This window comes from Bradyrhizobium sp. JR3.5 (assembly GCF_054057015.1).
In genome coordinates, this window is the sequence record NZ_JBSRYV010000001.1 from 1,682,063 (window position 1) to 1,703,095 (window position 21,033).

A 21,033-nucleotide genomic window follows, 5' to 3' on the forward strand; every position below is an offset into this window, starting at 1 on the left:
TGGATTGCTTCGCTTCGCTCGCAAAGACGGTGGCTAGTTCAATTCTCAGTACGCGTTCTCGCTCTTGGTCATCAGCGAGAACGGGGTCTTGAGCAGGATGTAGAGGTCGAACAGCACCGACCAGTTCTCGATGTAATAGAGGTCGTATTCGACGCGTTTCTGGATCTTCTCGTCGGTGTCGACCTCGCCGCGCCAGCCGTTGATCTGCGCCCATCCGGTGATGCCGGGCTTGACGCGGTGGCGGGCGAAGTAGCCGTCGACGGCCTCGTCGAACAGGCGGTTCTCCAGCTTGCTCTGCACGGCGTGCGGACGCGGGCCGACCAGCGAGAGATTGCCCTTCAGCACCACATTGAACAGCTGCGGCAATTCGTCGAGCGAGGATTTGCGGATGAAGCGGCCGATGCGGGTGACGCGCGGATCGTTCTTGGTCACCACCTTGGAGGCGGTCGGATCGGCCTGGTGATGGTAGAGCGAGCGGAACTTGTAGACGTCGATCCGCTCATTGTTGAAGCCGAAGCGCTTCTGGCGGAACAGCACCGGGCCGGGGCTATCGAGCTTTACCGCAAGCGCCACCAGTCCGAGCACCGGCAGTGCCGCAAGCAAGGCCAGGCCGCCGACCACGCGGTCGAACAGCCATTTCAGCACCAGATCCCAGTCGGTGATCGGCGCCTCGAACACGTCGAGTGTCGGCACCTTGCCGACATAGGAATAGGAGCGGGGGCGGAAGCGCAGCTTGTTGGTATGGGCCGACAGGCGGATGTCGACCGGCAGCACCCAGAGCTTCTTCAGCATTTCCAGGATGCGGGTCTCCGCCGAGATCGGCAGCGCAAACAGCACAAGGTCGACGCGGGTGCGGCGGGCGAACTCGACGATGTCGTCGACCTTGCCGAGCTTCGGTGAGCCGGCGCAGGTCTCCATGGCGCGGGCGTCATTGCGGTCGTCGAACACGCCGAGCACGTGGATGTCCGTGTCGTCGTCGGCATTCAGCGCCTCGATCAGCTTCTCGCCGTTCTGGTCGGCGCCGACGATGATGGTGCGGCGGTCGAGCCGGCCGTCATGGGCCCAGGCGCGCACCATTGAGCGCAGCGCCAGCCGTTCGGCGATCAGCACCGCAAGGCCGACACAGAAGAACGACGACAGCCAGACCCGCGACACCTCGCCGCCGAGCTTGGCCAGGAAGGAGACGCCGATGAACAGCAGGAACACGACGGCCCATGACGAGATCATCCGCGTCATCTGGCGGAGCTGGCCGCGGAAGATCTGCACCTGATAGATGTCGGCGGCCTGGAAGCAGACGACCGCCGCAGCCGACATGCCGAGGATCGAACCGATGTATCCCCAGTGGATGCCGCCTGCGAGCGGCCTGACATAGGCGAGATAGAGCCCGACGCCGACCAGGCTGAGCAGCACGAAATCGGCGAGGCGAACCACGCCGGCGATTACGACCGGTGAGTAGGCGCCGCGAACTTTTTGATTGGTAACGGCGAGCGCGGCCGGCGACAGGCGGCGGCGTCGTTCGACCTGCGGCTGAGCAGCCGTCGCAGACGCAGCGGCATCTAGCATCGAGCGTGCGTTAAACGGTTCCACGAGTCCACGTCCATTCCTGCGCGAGCAGATGGGCATCCGCGCGCAACAGCGAAAATCCCCCGGACGTGACTTAAGGGGACAAATCGGAAGAAACGGTTACGTGTGTAAGAAATGGTTAATGTTTGGCAAATGCGTCGCGATAGCCGGCCAGCACGCCCTCGACCATCGCACCCTGCGAGAAATGTTCGGAAATCCGTTCGCGCAGTTGCTCGGCGCGCGCCGCGGTCGCGGCGGGATTGTCGAGTGCGGCCTTGATGGCGTCGGCCATCGCGCCGGCGTTGCTGGGCGCGAACAGCGCGTCGGTGTGGGTATCGAAGATCTCCGGGATGCCGCCGACATTGGCGGCGATCATCGGAATTCCCGCCGCGCCGGCCTCGATCACCACATAAGGCATCGAATCGCCCCGTGAAGGAACCACCAGAACGCTGCCCTTCGAGAAGCCGAAGCGCGCCTTGACGTGGCCGATGAAGCGGACGGCGTCGCCGAGCGACAGCCGCTTCACCTGCTCCTTGAGCCGTTCGAACTCCTCGCCGTCGCCGCCGAGCGTCAGCGTCACCGGCTTGCCGTCGGCGCGCAGCTTGGCGACCGCGTCGATCAGGAGGTCGGCACCCTTGATGCGCCGGAATTCGCCGACATAGGCCACGTCGGAGGCGTCGTCGGCCTTGGCGACCGGTTCGAATTCCTCCGACGTGACGCCGTTGAAGACGCAGCGGACGAGGCCTGAGGGCTTGCCTACGGTGCGCTGATAGGTGTCGCGGGCAAACGCGCTCTCGAACAGGAACAGGTCGGTACTGTTCATCAGCGTGCGCTCGAGCTGGCTGTAGAAGCGGCCCTTCCAGGTGTCGAGCGGATAGTGCAGCGAGCCGCCGTGCGGCGTGTAGACCCGGATCACCTTGTTCGAGCGCCGCCGCAGCCGGACATAGGCGCCGGCCTTGGCGCCATGACCATGTACGACATCGGGCTTCAGTTTTCGGATCAGGCCGGCGATATGCGCCCAGACCATGAAGTCAGCGAAGCGCGGCTCGCGGCGTATCGCCACCCGGTGGACACCGAGCTTGAGGCGCGGTTCGATCTCGGCGAGGACCGCGTCAGCCCGCGTGCCGCCGGTCAGGCTGTCGGCGACGATGCCGACATGGTGACCGCGTTCGATCTGGCCGTTGGCGACATCGAGGATGTGACGGATGATCCCGCCGACCGGGGCACGGACGACATGCAGGATGCGGAGCGGCCGTTCCTGATTTTGATCCTGTGTCATCGATCAGAACCAGCGTTCGCCGACGAAGACGGTGTCGCCGGGCCCGATCGGCGTGCCCAAGGGAACGACAAAGCGGCCGGCGCCCGATGCATCGGTATGGGTGAGGGTGACCTGGTCGCGCTGGGCGCGCGGCGAGAAGCCGCCGGCGATCGCCACCGCGCTCTCGACCGTCATGTTGGGTACATACGGATATTGGCCGGGGGCTGCGACCTCACCGAGGATGAAGAACGGGCGGTAGGCCTCGATCTCGACCGCCACCGAAGGCTCGCGGATGTAGCCGTTGCGCAGCCGTCCCGTGATCTCGGCGGCGAGTCCGGCAGGAGTGCGGCCGCGCGCCGGCACCGAGCCGATCAGCGGCATGGTGATCGCGCCGGCGGCATCGATAGCATAGGAATTGGTCAGGCCTTCCTGGCCATAGACCACGACGCGAAGCTTGTCGCCGGGGCCAAGATTATAGGCCTCACGCGTCGGCGCGGGATCGGCATAGGCCACGGCCATCGGCGCGGGCGCAGCGAAGCCTTGCTGCCCATACGCCATCGAATCGAGGGCCGGGTCGCCGGCAACCGGCGACGTCCGGCCCATGCAGCCCGACAGCGCGAGCGCAGCAATCAGACAAACGAGGGGAGCGCGCAGATCGCGCATGTGAGGAATCCCGCAACAATATCGGCGTCGATTAACGATACTCATGGTTAACAAACGATGACGGAGTGGTGGTGGCCGCCGCATCCGTCAACCGCGCCGATTAACCCAGCAGCAACCTTAATGGACTGTAATCGTCGCCATTGAGATGGAATCGCGGCGTCCGCGGGAGTTGGTTATGCGTTTTGCATTCTGGCGTAGAGGCAAGGAAAAGACTGCGGTGCAACGGGCGTTGCCGAAGTCTGCGCCCGTTGCCGCCGAAGCCGTTGCGAGGCCGGCTTCGCCGACATCAGCTCCTGACAAGCCGGCGCGTCCAGCGGAGGCGACAGATCTCGATCTGCATGTGCTCGGACGCGCGCTGGCGCGCAAGCGAAGCTGGATCATCGTGCCGACCGTGCTCGTGTTTGCGGTGTCGCTTGCCGCAGTCAACGTCGTGACGCCGCGCTACAAGTCGGAGGCGCGAATCCTGATCGACAATCGCGAGAACGCCTTCCTGCGCCCGAACGGCGAGCGCGACCTCGAGCGCACCTCGCTCGACGCCGAGGCCGTGACCAGCCAGGTGCAACTGTTGCTGTCGCGCGATCTCGCCCGCGACATCATCAAGAGGAACAAGCTCGCCGAGCGTCCCGAGTTCGATCCGGTGCTGCGGGGCTTTTCCCCGCTGAAGTCGCTGCTGGCGCTGTTCGGCATCGGCCGCGACCCGTTCAGTCTGACGCCGGAGGAGCGGGTGCTCGATTCCTTTTACGAGCGCTTCCAGGCCTATGCGGTCGACAAGTCGCGCGTCATGGTGATCGAATTCCAGTCGGAGGATCCCGAGCTTGCGGCGCGCGTCGCCAACTCGATTGCCGACGGTTATCTGGTGCTGCAGCAGGCGGCGCGGCAGGACCAGGCCAAGTCCGCCAGCACTTGGCTGCTGGGCGAGATCGACAAGCTGCGCAGCAAGGTCGCGGAAGCGGATTCGCGGGTCGAGGAATTCCGCTCCAAGTCGAGCCTGTTCGTCGGCACCAACAACATCCCGCTGTCGAACCAGCAGATGGGCGAGCTGAACACGCAGCTCAACAATGCCCGCGCGCTGAAGGCGGATGCCGAGACCAAGGCGCGCCTGATCCGCGAAATGCTTCAGGGCGGCAAGCCGATCGAGGCCACGGAAGTGCTCAATTCCGAGCTGATCCGCCGGCTCGCCGAACAGCGCGGCACGCTGCGCGCACAGCTCGCCGAGCAGTCGTCGACGCTGCTCGACAACCATCCGCGCATCAAAGAACTGAAGGCGCAGATCGCCGACCTCGACCGCCAATTGCGCGAGGAAGCAGGCAAGATTTCGCGCTCGCTGGACAACGACGCCCGCGTCGCCGATGGCCGGGTCCAGGCGCTGCAAGTGGGCCTGGATCAATCCAAGAAGCAGGCGTCGTCGAGCAACAGCCAGGACGTCCAGCTGCGCGGATTCGAGCGTGAAGCCAAGGCGCAGCGCGATCTGCTGGAAGCTTATCTCGCAAAATATCGCGAGGCGACCGCACGCGAGAACATCGAGGCCGCGCCGACCGACGGCCGCATCATCTCGCGCGCCACGGTCTCGAACACGCCGGCCTATCCGAAGAAGCTGCCGATCGTGCTGATCGCGACGCTGGCGACGCTGCTGCTGTCGGCCGGCATCATCATCACCGGCGAGCTGCTGCGCATCTCCGCGCCCGGCGCGGTGGGTCGTGCTTTCGCGCCGGCCGCCGCGGTGATCCGGCGCCGTGAACCGGTCATGGAAACCGCAACTGTCGACGAGCCGGCACTGACGCTGCCGCCTGAACCTGAGCTCGCGTCGCCGCTCGCGCCCAGCCTGTCGCCCGAGCCTGATCTGAGGCCCGACCCCGCAGTTGCATATGAGCCGGTCGTCAGCGAGCCGCAGCCCGCGCCCGCCCGGACGGCCAACGAGATCGATGAGCTGGCCGAGCGTCTGGTCGCGGCCGGTCCCGCCGCCCACAAGGTCACGGTGCTCGGCCCGGCTGCCGCCGAGAGCGTCACGCTGACTGTGCTGACGCTGGCCCGTCTGATGGCGCGTCAGGCCAAGGTCGTGGTGGTCGATCTTGTCGCGTCCTCGCCGGCGCTGACGGCGGCCACGGTCGATCCCGGCGCGCCCGGCCTTGCTGAATTGATGCAAGGCGAGGCGACGTTCGCACAGATCATCACCAAGGATCGGCAGTCGCGGGTTCAGATCGTCAGCGCCGGGCGTCCGGGCTTCGATCGCTCGCATCTGCAATCGCCGCGGCTGGCGCTTGCGATCGACGCGCTGCTCCGGGTCTACGACCACGTGCTGCTCGACGCCGGCACGGCCGTCGACCTGCCGGCCGAGCTGCTGACCGCAAAGGCGCAAGCTGTCGTCGTGCCCGACGCCGGCATGGCGCAGGATGCCCGCCGCTCGATGGTCGATCAGCTCAGGGCCGTCGGCTTCTCCGAGGTGACGATGCTGAGCCAGCCCTGCGCGCCGTCGGAAACGGTCGTGGCGGGTCCGCGCGTGGTGGCGGCCTGACCGGACCCCCAAGGCGCGATGAGCTCAGATTGAGACGTCATTCGCGCTTCGCTTTGGGAGGCCGCTTCACATGCTTCCTGATGGCGCCTCAGTGCGCCATCATCGGCTCGCGCATCGATCGCTCGAGGACCGGATCGATCCGCAGCCTGATCGTGACCAGCGCGCCGATCAATCCGACGACCGCGAGCAGCAGCAGGCCTGCTGTGAATCCACCGGTCAGATCCTTCAGATAGCCCATGGCGAACGGGCCCGCGAAGCCCGACAGATTGCCGAGCGAGTTGATCGCGGCAATGCCGGCCGCGGCCGAGGCGCCGTTCAGAATGCTGGCCGGCATCGGCCAGAACATCGGCGGCACAGCCGAAACGCCGATCTGCGCAACGCAGAGCAGGCCGATGATCAGCACGGGACTAGAGACCAGTCCGGCCAGGCCGATGCCGACGGCGGCGAGCACGAGTGCGCCGGCGACATGGTAGCGCCGCTCACCAGTCTTGTCGGAATGGCGGCCGAGCAGCACCATGCCGACCGCGCCGAACACGAAGGGCAGCGCTGCGATCAGGCCGGTCTGGGTGTCGGTGACGCCAAACGCCTTGATGATGGTGGGCAGGAAGAACGCGACGCCGTAGCTCGCTGCGTTGAGGCAGAAGTAGACGAAGGCGCAGGCCAGCACGCGCGAATCGGTGAGCGATTGCAGCACCGAGATGTGCTCCACCGCTTCCTTCTTCTGCCGCTCCATCTCAAGGGTGTTCTGAACCCATTTGATCTCGTCGGGCTGCAGCCAGGTCGCCTGACGCGGGAAGTCGGGCAGGAGGGCGAGCACCGCGAAGCCGACCAGGACCGACGGCAGCGCTTCGCAGATGAACAGCCACTGCCACCCGGTCAGGCCGCCTCCGGACAGGTTGAGCAGCAGGCCCGAGATCGGCGCCCCGATGATGCTCGAGATCGGGATCGCGAGCATGAACAGGCTGATGACGCGGGCCCGATAGATCGTCGGGAACCAGAGCGTCAGATAGAAGATGATGCCGGGGAAGAAGCCGGCCTCGCAGGCGCCGAGCAGCAGGCGAAGGAAGTAGAAGATCCACTCGCTCGAGAGACCGCTCGCCGCAGACATCTGCGGGATGAACGCGAATGCCGCTGAGACGATACCCCAGCTGATCATGATGCGGGCGATCCAGCGCCGCGCGCCAAACCGTTCCAGAAGGATGTTGGAGGGCACTTCGAAGAAGAAGTAGCCGACGAAGAACAGGCCCGCGCCGAGCCCGTAAGCGGCTTCGCTGAGGCCAAGCGCCGTATTCATGTGCAGCTTGGCGAAGCCGACATTGACGCGATCGAGATAGGCCACGAAGTAACACAGGATGAGGAACGGAATCAGCCGCCGCATCATCTTTCCGATTGCGCGCTTCTCGACATCGTCGCTCATCGTTCCCATCCCTTCCGGTTTTTCGATTCGGCGCACGGTAATCGCGCTGCCCGGGGTGGCACTTGGTGCACCCGCAGCGGTCCGTCGCCTTGCCCTTGCAAGTATTGCATTCATTGTTGTGTAATCGACAGCCGCGTGGCTAATGGCATTTGGGAATGGAGCCACGGCGAAACTGTCATGATGCACCGCGGTATAAACGCGGGAACCCCAGAGCGTTTTCCAGCGAAGTGGATACCGGTTCGCGGCAGGAAAACGCGTCAAGACAGAATCTGGAGCCCCGTTCCGATCTAATCGGAACGAAGAGGCCCTTGCCGGGCAGGATGGTAGCAGGCCGTGATCAATAACCTGAAATTGCGCCAGCTGCGCCTGCTGGTCGCTCTCGACAATGAGCGCAAGCTGCAGCTGGCGGCCGAGCGGTTGAACATCACCCAGTCTGCGGCATCGAAGATGCTCGCCGAAATCGAGGCGCTGGCGCGGGTTCCCCTGTTTGAGCGGACGGCGCGCGGCGTCGAGCCCACCGCCTATGGCTCGATCCTGATTCGCGGCGGCAAGAGCGTGCTGGCCGATCTCGACCAGGTCACCGACGAGTTCGCGGGCTACAAGTCCGGCGAGCTCGGCACCGTCTCCGTCGGAACAGTCGCCAAGCCCAGCATCGACCTGGTCGTCGACGTGATCCAGTATCTGGGCGAGAAGCTGAACCGGGTGAACATCTCGCTCGATGTCAGCACCAGCCCGCCATTGATCACGCGTCTGCTCGCGCTCGAGTTCGACTTCGTCGTCGCCAGGATTCCGGCCGGCATCGACCCCCGGCAATTCGACTATTATGAGATCGGCGCAGAAGAGGCGGTGCTGCTGGTTCGTGCCGAGCATCCATTGGCCGGCCGCGAGACCGTCGAGCTGGAGAACATGGCCGACCAGCAGTGGATTTGCCAGCCGCGGGAATCCTTCATGCGCCAGGCGCTGGAGAGGCTGTTCATGAGCCGCGGCGTGACGCCGCCGCGCCGGGTGATCAACACCGAGTCGTTCTTTGCCTCGGTTGGAATCGCCGCCGGCATCGACGCGATCGTGCCGGTTCCCATGCTGGTGTTCGATCTGGTCGACCCGCAGCGGTTCAAGATGCTGCGTCTTCGCGACCGGCTCCTGCTGGAGAATTATGGCCTGATCAAGCTGCGCAAGCGTGCGCTGTCACCTGCCGCGGCGCTGCTATTCGACGCGATGAGGCGGCTCGGCGTACCGAGTGGCGGCGCAGAGCAGGGTGAAGCGGCGAGCTGAGGCTCAGCGGAACATGCTGCGCAGGTTCTGCGCGATTTCGAACAGCGCCGGATTTTGCTTCACGGCGCGCTTGGCGCGGCTGATGGCCGACAGCGCGCTTGCCGCCGGCTTGCCGCGCAGGCTGAGCGGAATGAAGCTGTCGACGATCGCTTCGTCGTCCTTGCAGAACAGCCGCTTGTACTCGTCCGAGCCGATTCCGAGGTCGAAGGCGCGGTAGTTCAGGCCGGCGTGGCGATCGATGATGTCGCGCATCAGGATCAGGCCGGGGCTGAACTTGGAATTCGCCGACATCGTGTAAGTGTTGAACATCATCGAGAACCGATGACCGTCGGAGACGCCGGCGAAGATCGCGATCACTTCCTCGTCGCACTCCAGGGCGTGGATGTCGATCGCGTAGCCCTTGCCGTCGGCGCGCGGCGCAAGGCAGGCGCTGCGAATGAACTGCTCGACGCCGGGCTCGGCGAACACGTCGGGCAGTTTCTGCTCGGCCATGCGCTGCGGCTTGACGCGGAAGAACCAGTCGAGCAGGCGGCAGACGTCGGCGCTGTCGCTTGCGACATGGTAGCGGTAGCCGGGCAGCGCCTGCAGCTTGCGCTCCTTGCCCTTGAGGCGGCGGCGGAAAGAGTTGCTGATCAGTGCCGCGGGTGCCGCGCCGGGCTCGATGATCAGCAGCGGGCAGTCGTTCACCGCAGCCTGGTGCGGCAGCAACGCCAGCGGATTGGGCTGGTCCTGCCAGCGCAGCGGCTGCTGACACAGCACGAGCGCGTCGACGCGAGACCGCTCGGCGATCGATCCGGTCAGCGCCGTGATGTCGGCCTCGGTTGCGTTGGCGGCGAAGTCCTTGTCGTACAGCGCCATGTTGAAGGTTGCATGCTTGCCGCCCATGAAGCCCGCGCAGCTCGCGCCCAGGCGCTGCTCGACGGCGAGCGGCAACAGCAGCAGCGGCCGGCGTTCGCTGTCATGAGCGACGACGATGAAGGGCCGCAGGCCCTCGCGCTCGCCGACCCGGCGCTGCCAGTTGGCGAGGAAATCGAAGCGCTGATAGGGCGTGTAGCTGTGTTGCGGTGTCTCGAGACTGCGCCAGGTCGCCTCGGCCGCAGTGAGGTCATGAAAGATGTCGACGCCGGCGACGCGGATTGCGTTCGGCCATGGTCGCGTCCCCGCCGTCTGGCCTTCAACTGCCGCCGCCATGATCATCTCGGAGCCCAAATTTTTTAAGGTATTAATTTACAGGTCTCGGCTGCGGCCGACCTTCGCAGGGAAATGTCAACAAAGAGTAATAACAATGCCGCGGCGGGGTGTGGGAACCGCCGGCCAGAGGCGGGGATCTTGACGCCGGACAACGGGATTTTGCGGCGGGCCCGGATGGAGCTCGCCTATTTCAGCGGCGCCTTCAGGCTGCGGGAACACGAGGCCGGGGGCGCCGGGGTGATCCTGCGCTTCGCGCGCGTCCGTCCTGCGCGCCGGGGCCGGTTTCAGCCGCTGAAATCCCAGGAGATCACGCCTGCCTTCCTCGATCGCACGCTCCGCGCGCTGAAGCGCTGGAAGTACGACATCGTCGGGATCGACGAGGCCTGCCGCCGCGCGGTGACCCTGCCGGAGCGCCGCCGCTTTGTTTGCCTGAGCTTCGACGGTGCGACCAAGGACTTCGTCACGCATGGCTATCCCGTGCTCGCCAGGCACCGCGTCCCCTTCACCCTCTATCTGCCGACGGCTTTCCCGGACGGCGTGGGCACGGCGTGGTGGCTGGTGCTTGAGGACATCATCGCGCGCGAGAGCCGCATCAGCCTGATGATCGATGGCAGGGAGCGGCATTTCGTGGTCTCGAGCCTGTCGGACAAATACGAGCTGTTCGATTTCCTGTCCGGCTGGCTGCGCAAGCTGTCGCCGTCCGATCTGTCCTATGCGGTGAACGATCTCGGCCGGCGCTATTCGGCCGATGCGGCGCAATTGTCACGCGGCGCGTCGCTCGACTGGACGGATCTGGCGAAGCTTGCGGCTGATCCGAACGTGACGTTCGGCAGCGCTACGGTGAACTATTCCGTCCTGTCGAGCCTCAGGGATGCCGACGCGCAACGCGAGATGGCGATGGGAAAGGCGGTCGCCGAGAGCGCGCTGCGGCGGCCGATCAAGCATTTCGCATTCCCGTTCGGGGACCGCGACGCGTTCCGCCGTCCGCATGTCGTGATGGCCGAGGAGGCCGGCTTCGCCAGCGCGGTGTCGACCATATCAGGTGTGGTCGAGGCGCAAGGGCGCACCAACCTCCACGCACTGCCGCGCATCGCATGGGACGGCCGCGTGCGCTCGCTGCGGATGATGCGCGTGCTGCTCTCGGGTGTGATGTTCGCACCGGTGCGGCCAACGCGGCGTGCGCGCGACGAGGGCGCGATCTAGGCGCGGTCGGGCCGCGACATCCAGGAGACGATCGGCATCGCCGGCAGCACCCAGCCGAGGCCCGCGACGACGTAGAAGATCGCCTGCAGCAGCCCCGAATTGGCGAGCCACGGGGTCTGGGCCACCGTCATACCAAGCAGCGACCACACCACGACCAGGATGAGCAGGGCGATGGTTCCGAGCAATTTGCGGGTGCGTATGGCCATGGCGGATATGTATGACTCGTGATCCAGAGCGTTTTCGAGCGAAGCGGACACCGGTTCGCGCAAAGAAAACGCGTCAAAACAAAAGATTGCTGAGGCCTCGTTCCGACCGATCGGAACGAGGCCTCAGGCGGCGCTTGCGCCGCTTGCGGGCCGGACTATAAGGGGCCCGAAAATCCAATCAAGTCAGGGCGAAATGGCCGGTATTTCCGCACAACCATCGCAGCTCCGCGCCGTCAGGGTCTGGCTGATCGCGGTCGCGGCCCTGATCGCGCTGATGGTCTTGGTCGGCGGCGCCACGCGACTCACCGAGTCCGGCCTGTCGATCGTCGAATGGAAGCCGGTGACCGGCGCGCTGCCGCCCCTGACCGAGGCGCAGTGGACGAAGGCCTTCGAGGGCTACAAGACCATCCCGCAATATCGCGAGCTCAACGCCGGGATGACGCTCGATCAGTTCAAGACGATCTTCTGGTGGGAGTGGAGCCACCGGCTGCTCGGCCGGGTGATCGGCGCTGCCTATCTGCTGCCGTTCCTGTATTTCCTGTGGCGCGGCGCGGTGAGCGGCGAGCTCGGCCGGCGGCTGTGGGTGATCTTCGGTCTCGGTGCGCTGCAGGGCGGCGTCGGCTGGTGGATGGTGGCGTCCGGCCTCTCGGAGCGCGTCGAGGTGTCGCAATATCGGCTGGCGACGCATCTGGTGCTGGCGCTCCTGATCTTCGCGGCGATCGTCTGGACGCTGCGGCGCTTGACGGATCGTCCATCCGTGATTGCGCCACTCAGGCTGAAGATCACGAGCGCCGTGCTGCTCGTGCTGACCTTCGTTCAGCTCTATTTCGGCGCGCTGGTCGCGGGCCTGCGCGCAGGCCGGGTCTACAACACCTGGCCTGAGATCGACGGTGGCTTGATTCCGTCGGCTGACCGGCTGTGGTTCGAGACGCCGTGGTGGCGCAATCTGTTCGACAACACGCTGACGGTGCAGTTCGAGCATCGCATGACCGCTTACCTGCTGTTCGCGCTGGCGATCGCGCATGCGATCGATGCGGTGGGTGTGCGCGCCGGAAGTGCGGTGATAGCGGGCGCATGGTGGCTGGTGGCGGCGATCACGCTGCAGGCGACGCTCGGCATCCTGACGCTGCTGCATCAGGTGCCGATCGATCTGGCGCTGACGCACCAGGCGGTCGCGATCGTCGTGCTGACATTGGCGGTGTTGCAGGCCGAGCGCCTCGCTGCGCGCCGGACCGAACGGGACCAGCCGACCCTCGTTCCGGTCGGCCAGTCGCTTTAGTCCGTCAGGACAAATAGTCGAGCCCGATATCCAGCGCGGCCGAGCTGTGGGTCACCCAGCCGACCGAGATCAAATCAACGCCGGTGGCGGCGATCGCCGCGGCGGTCGCAGCCGTGATGCGGCCGGAGGCTTCGGTGAGCGCCTTGCCGCGCGCCATCGCCACCGCCTGGCTGAGCTGCTCGGTCGTCATGTTGTCGAGCAGGACCGCGTCGACGCCGAGTGCCAGCACCTCTTCAAGCTGCGCCAGCGTGTCGACCTCGACCTCGATCTTCACAAGATGACCGGTATTGGCCTTGGCACGTTCGATCGCGGGGCGGATGCCGCCGGCGAGCGCGATGTGGTTGTCCTTGATCAGCACGGCGTCGTCGAGACCGAAGCGGTGATTGCCGCCGCCGCCGGCGCGCACCGCATATTTCTCCAGCGCACGAAGCCCCGGCGTGGTCTTGCGGGTGCAGACGATCTGCGCGCGCGTACCTGCGACAGCCTTGACCAGCGTGGCGGTTGCGGTCGCGACGCCGCTCAGATGGCAGAGGAAGTTGAGCGCGGTGCGCTCCGCGGTCAGCAGGCTGCGCGCCGGACCGTCGATGATCGCGATCACCTGGTCGGGTTCGACCGCGCTGCCGTCAGGCCGCTCGGTACGGAGCTCGATCGCCGGCGACACTGTCTGGAAGGCTGACCGTGCGATGTCGAGCCCGGCGATCACGCCGGGCTGCCGCGCCCGCATCACCAGCCGGGCCTGCTGGCTGGCCGGCACGATGGCGTCTGCTGTGATATCGCCGGCGCGGCCGAGATCCTCGCGCAAGGCGGTTTGCACGATCGGCTCATACAGCAGCGGCAACAGGGGATTGAGGGTCATGAGCGGGCACTCCTGGCTGGTAGCTTGGATTCAACGATGTCGTGCACGGCGGCGAGCGCCTCGGCACGGGTCAGGGAAGACGGCGCCGCCGACAAAGCGGTGTGCGGGAAATCGGTGCGGAAATGACCGCCGCGGCTTTCCTCGCGCCTGATGGCGGCAACCGCGATCATCAGTCCGACCAATGCTGCGTCGGATGCCCCACCGGGACTACGCGCGAGCGGATAGAGGCCGCGGATCGCGCGTGCAATGCCGTCGTGGTCGCGAAGCACGCCGAGCCCCTGGGTGAGGATCGGACGCACGGCGGAAGGATCGGCGGCGGGCGACAGCGGGTCGTCGCTCAGCCATCGCGCGCGGACCTGCGCTGACGCCTTCGATGCTTTCGGCGACCCAGCGCGCACAGACGATCGCTTCCATCAGCGAGTTGCTGGCGAGCCGGTTGGCGCCGTGCAGCCCGGTGCGCGCGGCCTCGCCGCAGGCCCACAGGCCCTGCACCGTGCTGCGGCCATGGCCGTCAACCGCGATGCCGCCCATGTGGTAGTGGACCGCCGGTCGGATCGGGATCGGATCATTGGCGGGATCGATGCCCGCCATCTTGCAGAACGCGCTGATCACGGGATAGCGCTGCGCGAAGTCCGCGCCCGGATGCTTGCGCGCATCGAGGAAGGTGCGGTGTCCTGCGGCGCGATGGTGCCAGACGGCGCGCGCGACGATGTCGCGTGGCGCGAGCTCGGCGTCGGGCTGATCGGCCATGAAGCGTCGGCCGGTCTCGTCGATCAGGGTCGCGCCATCGCCGCGGATCGCCTCGGTCAACAGTGGCATCGGCCGTGACGGCCCATCGAAGGCCGGTCGGATGAAACTGCACGAATTCGAGATCCGACAGTTTTGCGCCGGCATGGGCCGCGAGCGCGAGCCCTTGGCCGAAACATCCGCCCGGGTTGGTGCTGTCTGAAAACAGCCCACCGATGCCGCCGGTCGCGATCACGACGCGGTTGGTCGCGATCGTCAACGCGCCGCGGTCGCTGGCTGCGAGCACGCCCCTGACCGCATTGTCCTTGACCAGCAGCCGCCGCGCCTCGACGCCTTCCAGCAAGGTGATCGACGGCGTCTGGCGGACCGTGGCGATCAGCGCCCGCATGATCTCGCGGCCGGTGCCGTCGCCGGTGGCGTGCACGATGCGGTTGCGGCCGTGCGCGGCCTCGAGCCCGAGGCGCCAGCTGCCGTCGGCGCGCCGGTCGAAGGCGACGCCGAGCTCGGCTAGATGCTCCACGGCGGCAGGCGCGGCATGAACGATCCGGGATGCTGCGGCCGCATCACAGAGGCCGGCGCCGGCCGCAAGCGTGTCGGCGAGATGGAGGGCAGGAGTGTCATCCGCGCCGACCGGCGCGGCGAGACCGCCCTGCGCCCACATGCTGGATGCTTCGGCGCCGAGCGGCGATTTCGACAGCAGCACGACCGGCTCGGGCGCGAGCTGAAGCGCGGTCATCAGTCCCGCGGCGCCGCCGCCGATGATCACCGGGCGGCCGTTGAGATCGGAGATATCGGTCCTCATATTGCCAGCATCCTTTCGACGCTCTCGCGCGCGCGCGCGGCGATCGCGGGGTCGATCGTGACCTCGTGCTGATTGGTCTCCAGCGCGTGGCGGATGTTCTTCAGCGTGATCCGCTTCATGTGCGGACAGAGATTGCAGGGGCGGACGAAGTCGACATCGGGATTGCTGGCCGCGATGTTGTCGCTCATCGAGCATTCCGTCAGCAGCACGACGCGCGGCGGACGTTTGGTCTCGACAAAAGACTGCATCGCAGCCGTCGACCCCGAAAAGTCCGCTTCGGCGACGACCTCGGGCGGGCATTCCGGATGCGCCAGGATGGTGACGTCGGGATAATTTTCACGCAGCTGGCGCACGTCATCGGCGGTGAACAGTTCGTGCACCTCGCAATGGCCCTTCCAGGCGATGATCTTCTTGCTGGTCTGCTTGGCGATGTTCTGCGCCAGATATTCATCCGGCAGCATGATGACGCGTTCGGCGCCGAGCGATTCCACCACCTTGAGCGCATTGCCTGACGTGCAGCAGATGTCGGACTCGGCCTTCACCGCGGTCGAGGTGTTGACATAGGCGATAACAGGCGCGTCCGGGTAGCGCGCGCGCATCAGCCGCACGTCCTGTGCCGTGATGGAATCCGCCAGCGAGCAACCGGCCTTGAGGTCGGGGATCAACACGGTCTTGGCCGGGTTCAACAGCTTCGCTGTCTCGGCCATGAAGTGCACGCCGGCGAGCACGATGATGTCGGCGTCGACCTTGGTCGCTTCACGCGCGAGCAAGAGACTGTCGCCGACGATGTCGGCGACGCCGTGGAAGATCTCCGGCGTCTGGTAGTTGTGCGCCAGCACCACCGCGTTGCGGCGGCGCTTCAGGTCGAGGATCGCATCGACATCCTCGGCGAAAGTGGCCCATTCGAACGGTGGGACGACGCGCTTGACGCGCTCATAGAGCGGCGCGGTGCGGGTGAGCAGATCGGTATCGAGTGCAACCATTTATACTCTCCTTGAGCATAAGATGGCTTATACTTATCCTGAGCATAAGGCGTGTCAAGAGCGCGAAAGCGGAAGCTTGGTGCCGACGACGGCCCGTTCGGCCAATACGGCATGGCGGAAGCGGAACAGCTTGGCCGGCCGTCCGACGGTATCGGCGGCCATTGCACCAGTCTCTTCAACGAGTTCCTGCTGCTCGATGAGCCGGCGGAAGTTCTGCTTGTGGACCAGCCGGCCTGCGAGCGCTTCAACACTGCGTTGCAGTTGCAGCAGGGTGAACTCGGCCGGCATCAACTCGAATACCACCGGGCGGTATTTGATCTTGGCGCGCAGCCGCGCGATCCCGGTTGCGAGGATGCGGCGATGATCCGCCGTCATCGGCTTGCCCGGCACGATTGGCGCCTCGCGGTCATGCGCGCGTCCAGCTTCCGAGATCAGCAACGCCTCGTACAGCAATTCGTAGCGCTGCAACACAAGTTCTTCGTTCCAGTCGCGGTCATCGAGACCGAAGGTGATCGCGCAGCGCTGCCAGCGCTCGCGCTGCAGCGTGGGTGACGGGGCCGACTTCGCCCACGTCTTCAGCTTCGGCGCGATCATCTTTGCAAGGCAGACCGGCGCGCCGGCGCGATGATCCTCCCAGGGGAAATAGTCGTACCAGCCGGACCAATGTGCCTCGAAACCTTCGCCGACCTGGTCCTCGCGGGTCAGGCCGAGATAGCTGATCGAGACGCTATGCGGCGTCCTGGCGTCGCCGGACCGGCCGCGGTCGGCAAAGGTGTAGAGCTGCTCGACATAGCCGAGCGGATGGCCGGTCTGCGCTTCGACCCACGCCCGCAACGCGGTCTGCAGCGAACGGTGGGTGAACTCGAACGGGCCGCTCGGCAGCGCGGAGCCGCCGGCGATGGTCATGATCTTCGGCGTGCCGTCGGTCACGGCGACCAGCACCGCGACGAGGTCGGCGGTCACCGCGTTGCCCGAAGCCGGTGCGCTGGTTTTCTTCTGCGGCGATCTGGCCACGCGCGCGTCCCGGGCTAGCAGTAGCCGTAGACGCCGCAGGCGTAGGGCAGGCGATCCCAGTAGTCGACATAGGCGCCGCCGTAATACGGGCCGAGATAGTTGTAGGAATGCCAGTTGCCGTAATAGCCGGGCAGCGACGATGACCCCGGCAGCAGCGGTTCGCCCGGCACGAACGGGATATACGGCTCTGCGTTGAGCGGGATCACTTCGGGCTCGACGACCACCAGCTGGCGTCCGCGCCGCACATAGGTCGGCTGCGTGATGGTGGTGCGGTAGGCGTAGTGCCGGCGCGGCAGGCCGGCCGGCAGCTGGCGCGCGGCCTTGACGGTGGCGCGTTTGGTGACGACAGGGCCGTCGGCGGCGTCAGCAGACGAAATCGCAAACAGCGCGATCGCGAGCGGCAATATCCAGCGCAGCATCAATGGTCTCCCGAATCATCCGGAGCCTATCACTGCCACTTTATGCCGGATTGAGCGTTAACGAGAGACCTGTCGGTATTAAGCGTTAACGAGACGGTCGTTCGGGCAAGGTTGCCGGAGCGATGCGGGTGCACCGCTCCGGAACCAATGTCGGGATCAGGCGCGCAGGGCCTGGTCGAGGTCCGCGATCAGGTCTTCCTTGTCCTCGATGCCGATCGACAGCCGCACCACCTCGGGCGCCGCGCCCGACTTCACCTTGGCGGCGTCGTCGAGCTGGCTATGGGTGGTGGAGGCCGGGTGGATCACCAGCGAGCGGGTGTCGCCGACATTGGCGAGATGCGAGAACAGCTTCAGGTTCGACACCAGGTTGACGCCCGCGTCGTAGCCGCCCTTGAGGCTGAAGGTGAACACCGCGCCGGCGCCCTTCGGCGCGTATTTGCGCTGCAGGGCGTTGTACCTGTCGCCAGGCAGGCCGGCATAGTTCACGGCCGACACGGCCGGGTGGGTGGAGAGGAATTCCGCCACCGCCTTGGCATTGTCGCAGTGCTTCTGCATGCGCAACGGCAGCGTCTCGATTCCGGTGAGGATCATGAAGGCGTTGAACGGCGACAGCGCGGGACCGAGGTCGCGCAGGCCGAGCACGCGGCAGGCGATCGCGAAGGCGAAATTGCCAAAGGTCTCCTGGATCCGGATGCCGTGATATTCCGGGCGCGGCTCGCTCAGCATCGGATATTTGTTGTCCTTCGACCAGTCGAAGGTGCCGGCGTCGACGATGATGCCGCCGAGCGAGTTGCCGTGGCCGCCGAGGAACTTGGTCAGGGAGTGCACGACGATGTCGGCACCGTGGTCGATCGGCTTGATCAGATAGGGCGAGGCCAGCGTGTTGTCGACGATCAGCGGCACGCCGGCCTTGCGCGCGACGGCTGCGATTGCCTCGATGTCGGTGATGCTGCCGGCCGGATTGGCGATCGATTCGATGAAGATCGCCTTGGTGTGCGGCGTCACCGCCTGTTCGAAGCTAGCGATATCGTCGGGATCAGCCCAGGCCACGTTCCAGCCGAACGCCTTGAAGGCGTGGGTGAACTGGTTGATCGAGCCGCCGTAGAGCTTGCGTGCCGCAATCACCTCGTCGCCGGGCCTCATCAGCTGCTGCAGCACGACGAGCTGCGCGGCGTGGCCGGAGGCAACCGCAAGTGCCGCCGTGCCGCCTTCGAGCGCTGCGACGCGTTCCTCGAGCACGGCGTTGGTCGGGTTGCCGATGCGGGTATAGATGTTGCCGAATGCCTGCAGGCCGAACAGCGAAGCCGCATGGTCGGCGTCGTTGAAGACGAATGACGTGGTCTGGTAGATCGGCGTCGCCCGCGCGCCGGTGGTGGGCATCAGGCTGTGCGCCGGCGTGCACGGCGAGGGTGGAAAATCCCGGAAGGCGATCGGTCATTCTTTGTGTCCTGTTGTGGCCTGGTCGAAACGCGCGGCATGCTGATGGCGACGACGCTCGCCGTCAAGCTGCGTCGGCGCGCGCGCCGCGGTTTGAAACGGGTGTGCTGCGCTTGACCGGATGATCGCGACGATTATTCCGCTGAACGTCAGCTCGTCTCGGTTTTGTTTTTTGCGGCGCGGTCGGATGCCGCAGTCTGGCCGCCCCCGACGCTCATGCGGTTGAGCGACAGCCGCATGCCCTGCGTCGGGATCGGCGCGCGCTTGGAACTCAGCGTGCGCGAATTGACGCCCATCCAGGAGATCTCCGACGACAGCCGGCCATACTCGATCTTCGGGCAGCGGTTCATCACCACCTTGAGACCCGCGGCTTCCGCCTTCTCGGCGGCGGCATCGTCGCGTGCGCCGAGCTGCATCCAGATCACCTTCGGCAGCGGCGACAATTTCAGCGCCTCCTCGACGACCGGCATGATGTGGCTCGAATTGCGGAAGATGTCGATCATGTCGATCGGGCGATCGATGTCCGCGAGCGATGCGACGAACGGCTTGCCCATCAGCGCCTTGCCGACATGGCCGGGGTTGACCGGGATCATGTCGTAGCCGCGCTGCGCCAGATATTTGAACGCGAAGTAGCTCGGCCGCACATTGACCGGCGAGGCGCCGACCATCGCGATCGATTTCACGTTGTTCAGGATGCTGCGGATGTAGTTGTCGTCGTAGGCGTCGTGGTTCATTTCTGATCAATTGTCCGGTGACGTCATTGCGAGGAGCGTAGCGACGAAGCAATCCGTTCTATCGTCGCATGGAAAGGTGAATTGCTTCGCTCCGCTCGCAATGACGAAGGTTATTTGTCCTGCCACTTCGGGTCGCGCTTCTCGATGAAGGCGCCGATGCCTTCCTCGGCGTCGCGCGCCATCATGTTCTCGGTCATCACCTCGGCCGCGCGAAGCGATAGGCGTCCGCGAGGCTCATCTCGGCCTGGCGATAGAATGCCTCCTTGCCGAGCTTGACGGTGTAGGCCGATTTCAGCGCGACCTTCTCGGCCAACGCGATCGCGGCGTCGCGTTCGGTGCCGGCCGATACCACGCGGTTGACGAGGCCGATGCTCTGCGCCGTTGCCGCCGAGACCGGTTCACCGGTCAGCAGCATCTCCATCGCCTGCTTGCGCGGCACGTTGCGCGACAGCGCCACCATCGGCGTCGAGCAGAACAGCCCGATGTCGACGCCCGGCGTCGCAAACGCCGCCGCCTCGGAGGCGACCGCGAGGTCGCAGCTCGCGACGAGCTGACAGCCCGCCGCGGTGGCGATGCCCTGAACGGAGGCGACCACCGGCTTTGGCAGGTGCACGATCGCCTGCATCATCGCGCTGCAGGCGTTCATGATCTCCGCGAAATAGGCGCGGCCGCGGTCGGCATCGGTGCGGCGCGCGGTGAGCTCCTTGAGGTCATGGCCGGCGCAGAAGGCCGGGCCGTTGGCGGCGAGCACGACGGCACGGATGCTCCTGTCAGCGCCGATATCGTTCAGCGCCGCGTGCAACTCGCCGATCAGGCCCTCGGAGAGGCTGTTGCGGGCCGCGGGGCGATTGAGCGTCAGTAGCGCGATACTGCCGACGGTCTCGCGCAGCAGGATCGGATGGTCTTGCGGCGCTTCTGCGCGGGCGGCTTGGGCGGACATGGTGAAATTCCACTTTGGTCTGTATGACAACTTAATGTAACAGGCAGGCTGAAGCGAGGGCAGGGGCGGCATGGCGATTGCGAAAATGAGCGTGGCTGATCTGGAGGAGTTTCTGCGCAAGGAATTTCCGCAGGCGTTCACCCACGACGACATCAGGATCGAAAGCGCCGACGGCGAGACGGCCCTGCTGCGCCAGCGTTTCAGCGAGCGCATGCTGCGGCCGGGCGGCACGGTGTCCGGACCGACCCTGATGGGGCTGGCGGATTTCGCGATGTATGTGGTGCTATTGTCGGCCATCGGGCCGATCGGCCTTGCCGTCACCACCAACCTCAACATCAACTTCCTGCGCAAGGGGCAGCCGGGGCAGGACGTGCTCGCGGTCGCCAAGCTGCTCAAGCTCGGCAAGCGGCTTGCGGTCGGTGAAGTGAACCTGCTGTCCGGCACCTCGCCCGATCCGATCGCCCATGTCACGGCGACCTATTCCATTCCAACTCAATAGGCTTTTTTCCGGTATTATCGCACCATATTTTCAAGCTA

At 65.6% G+C, this 21,033-nt stretch carries 16 protein-coding genes and 3 pseudogenes; 5 read left to right on the top strand and 14 right to left on the bottom strand.

The genetic code is table 11. From position 1 onward, the window contains the following. Window positions 1-45 precede the first annotated feature (45 nt). The 3 genes from ACVWW1_RS08500 to ACVWW1_RS08510 form a co-directional block, all read right to left on the bottom strand. Window positions 46-1,587 (bottom strand): undecaprenyl-phosphate glucose phosphotransferase, encoded by a 1,542-nt coding sequence (locus ACVWW1_RS08500; RefSeq protein ID WP_456655487.1) that lies wholly within the window; start codon window positions 1,585-1,587, stop codon window positions 46-48. Between the two features lie 115 nt (window positions 1,588-1,702). After that, window positions 1,703-2,842, bottom strand: coding sequence for a glycosyltransferase family 4 protein (locus ACVWW1_RS08505; protein WP_207829865.1), 1,140 nt, complete (start codon window positions 2,840-2,842; stop codon window positions 1,703-1,705). Window positions 2,843-2,845: 3 nt separating this feature from the next. After that, complete coding sequence (locus ACVWW1_RS08510) at window positions 2,846-3,484, bottom strand: polysaccharide biosynthesis/export family protein (RefSeq protein WP_456655488.1); 639 nt, start codon at window positions 3,482-3,484, stop codon at window positions 2,846-2,848. A gap of 175 nt (window positions 3,485-3,659) precedes the next feature. Here ACVWW1_RS08510 and ACVWW1_RS08515 point away from each other — a divergent pair, with 175 nt between their 5' ends. Further along, on the top strand, window positions 3,660-5,996 hold the full coding sequence (locus ACVWW1_RS08515) for a GumC family protein (RefSeq protein ID WP_456655489.1): 2,337 nt from the start codon (window positions 3,660-3,662) through the stop codon (window positions 5,994-5,996). A gap of 88 nt (window positions 5,997-6,084) precedes the next feature. Here the strand turns inward: ACVWW1_RS08515 and ACVWW1_RS08520 are convergent, their stop codons facing one another. Then, window positions 6,085-7,422, bottom strand: coding sequence for an MFS transporter (locus ACVWW1_RS08520; protein WP_456655490.1), 1,338 nt, complete (start codon window positions 7,420-7,422; stop codon window positions 6,085-6,087). Between the two features lie 324 nt (window positions 7,423-7,746). Between ACVWW1_RS08520 and ACVWW1_RS08525 the strand changes: the two genes are divergently transcribed. After that, window positions 7,747-8,685 (top strand): LysR family transcriptional regulator, encoded by a 939-nt coding sequence (locus ACVWW1_RS08525; RefSeq protein WP_456655491.1) that lies wholly within the window; start codon window positions 7,747-7,749, stop codon window positions 8,683-8,685. Between the two features lie 3 nt (window positions 8,686-8,688). Here the strand turns inward: ACVWW1_RS08525 and ACVWW1_RS08530 are convergent, their stop codons facing one another. Beyond that, complete coding sequence (locus tag ACVWW1_RS08530) at window positions 8,689-9,882, bottom strand: GNAT family N-acetyltransferase (RefSeq protein ID WP_456655492.1); 1,194 nt, start codon at window positions 9,880-9,882, stop codon at window positions 8,689-8,691. A 168-nt stretch (window positions 9,883-10,050) separates the two neighbouring features. Here ACVWW1_RS08530 and ACVWW1_RS08535 point away from each other — a divergent pair, with 168 nt between their 5' ends. Continuing rightward, window positions 10,051-11,079 carry a polysaccharide deacetylase family protein gene (locus ACVWW1_RS08535; RefSeq protein ID WP_456656641.1) on the top strand — a complete coding sequence of 343 codons (1,029 nt, stop codon included), beginning with the start codon at window positions 10,051-10,053 and terminating at the stop codon, window positions 11,077-11,079. On the opposite strand, the gene ACVWW1_RS08540 is transcribed toward ACVWW1_RS08535, so the two are convergent. Beyond that, window positions 11,076-11,285 carry a DUF2842 domain-containing protein gene (locus ACVWW1_RS08540; RefSeq protein ID WP_050400909.1) on the bottom strand — a complete coding sequence of 70 codons (210 nt, stop codon included), beginning with the start codon at window positions 11,283-11,285 and terminating at the stop codon, window positions 11,076-11,078. The genes ACVWW1_RS08535 and ACVWW1_RS08540 overlap by 4 nt on opposite strands. Before the next feature lie 193 nt (window positions 11,286-11,478). Between ACVWW1_RS08540 and ACVWW1_RS08545 the strand changes: the two genes are divergently transcribed. Then, window positions 11,479-12,564: a COX15/CtaA family protein gene (locus ACVWW1_RS08545; protein ID WP_456655493.1), complete on the top strand. Its 1,086-nt coding sequence runs from the start codon at window positions 11,479-11,481 to the stop codon at window positions 12,562-12,564. A gap of 4 nt (window positions 12,565-12,568) precedes the next feature. On the opposite strand, the gene nadC is transcribed toward ACVWW1_RS08545, so the two are convergent. The 8 genes and pseudogenes from nadC to ACVWW1_RS08585 form a co-directional block, all read right to left on the bottom strand. Continuing rightward, window positions 12,569-13,420, bottom strand: a complete 852-nt coding sequence (gene nadC, locus ACVWW1_RS08550) for a carboxylating nicotinate-nucleotide diphosphorylase (protein WP_456655494.1) — start codon at window positions 13,418-13,420, stop codon at window positions 12,569-12,571. Then, a pseudogene (locus tag ACVWW1_RS08555) lies at window positions 13,417-14,969 on the bottom strand (L-aspartate oxidase). Before ACVWW1_RS08555 ends, nadC begins: the two are co-directional and overlap by 4 nt. Continuing rightward, window positions 14,966-15,952, bottom strand: a complete 987-nt coding sequence (gene nadA, locus ACVWW1_RS08560) for a quinolinate synthase NadA (protein ID WP_456655495.1) — start codon at window positions 15,950-15,952, stop codon at window positions 14,966-14,968. Before nadA ends, ACVWW1_RS08555 begins: the two are co-directional and overlap by 4 nt. 54 nt (window positions 15,953-16,006) lie before the next feature. Further along, window positions 16,007-16,966 (bottom strand): NUDIX hydrolase, encoded by a 960-nt coding sequence (locus tag ACVWW1_RS08565; RefSeq protein WP_456655496.1) that lies wholly within the window; start codon window positions 16,964-16,966, stop codon window positions 16,007-16,009. A 14-nt stretch (window positions 16,967-16,980) separates the two neighbouring features. Beyond that, a complete protein-coding gene (locus ACVWW1_RS08570) occupies window positions 16,981-17,385 on the bottom strand; it encodes a hypothetical protein (RefSeq protein WP_176530966.1) in 405 nt (134 codons plus the stop codon). A 156-nt stretch (window positions 17,386-17,541) separates the two neighbouring features. Continuing rightward, window positions 17,542-18,823, bottom strand: a pseudogene (locus ACVWW1_RS08575) (O-acetylhomoserine aminocarboxypropyltransferase). A 148-nt stretch (window positions 18,824-18,971) separates the two neighbouring features. Next, window positions 18,972-19,556, bottom strand: a complete 585-nt coding sequence (locus ACVWW1_RS08580; protein ID WP_207829848.1) for a CoA-binding protein — start codon at window positions 19,554-19,556, stop codon at window positions 18,972-18,974. A 110-nt stretch (window positions 19,557-19,666) separates the two neighbouring features. Further along, window positions 19,667-20,496, bottom strand: a pseudogene (locus tag ACVWW1_RS08585) (enoyl-CoA hydratase). Between the two features lie 70 nt (window positions 20,497-20,566). Here ACVWW1_RS08585 and ACVWW1_RS08590 point away from each other — a divergent pair. Continuing rightward, window positions 20,567-20,995, top strand: coding sequence for a PaaI family thioesterase (locus ACVWW1_RS08590; RefSeq protein WP_456655497.1), 429 nt, complete (start codon window positions 20,567-20,569; stop codon window positions 20,993-20,995). Window positions 20,996-21,033 lie beyond the last annotated feature (38 nt).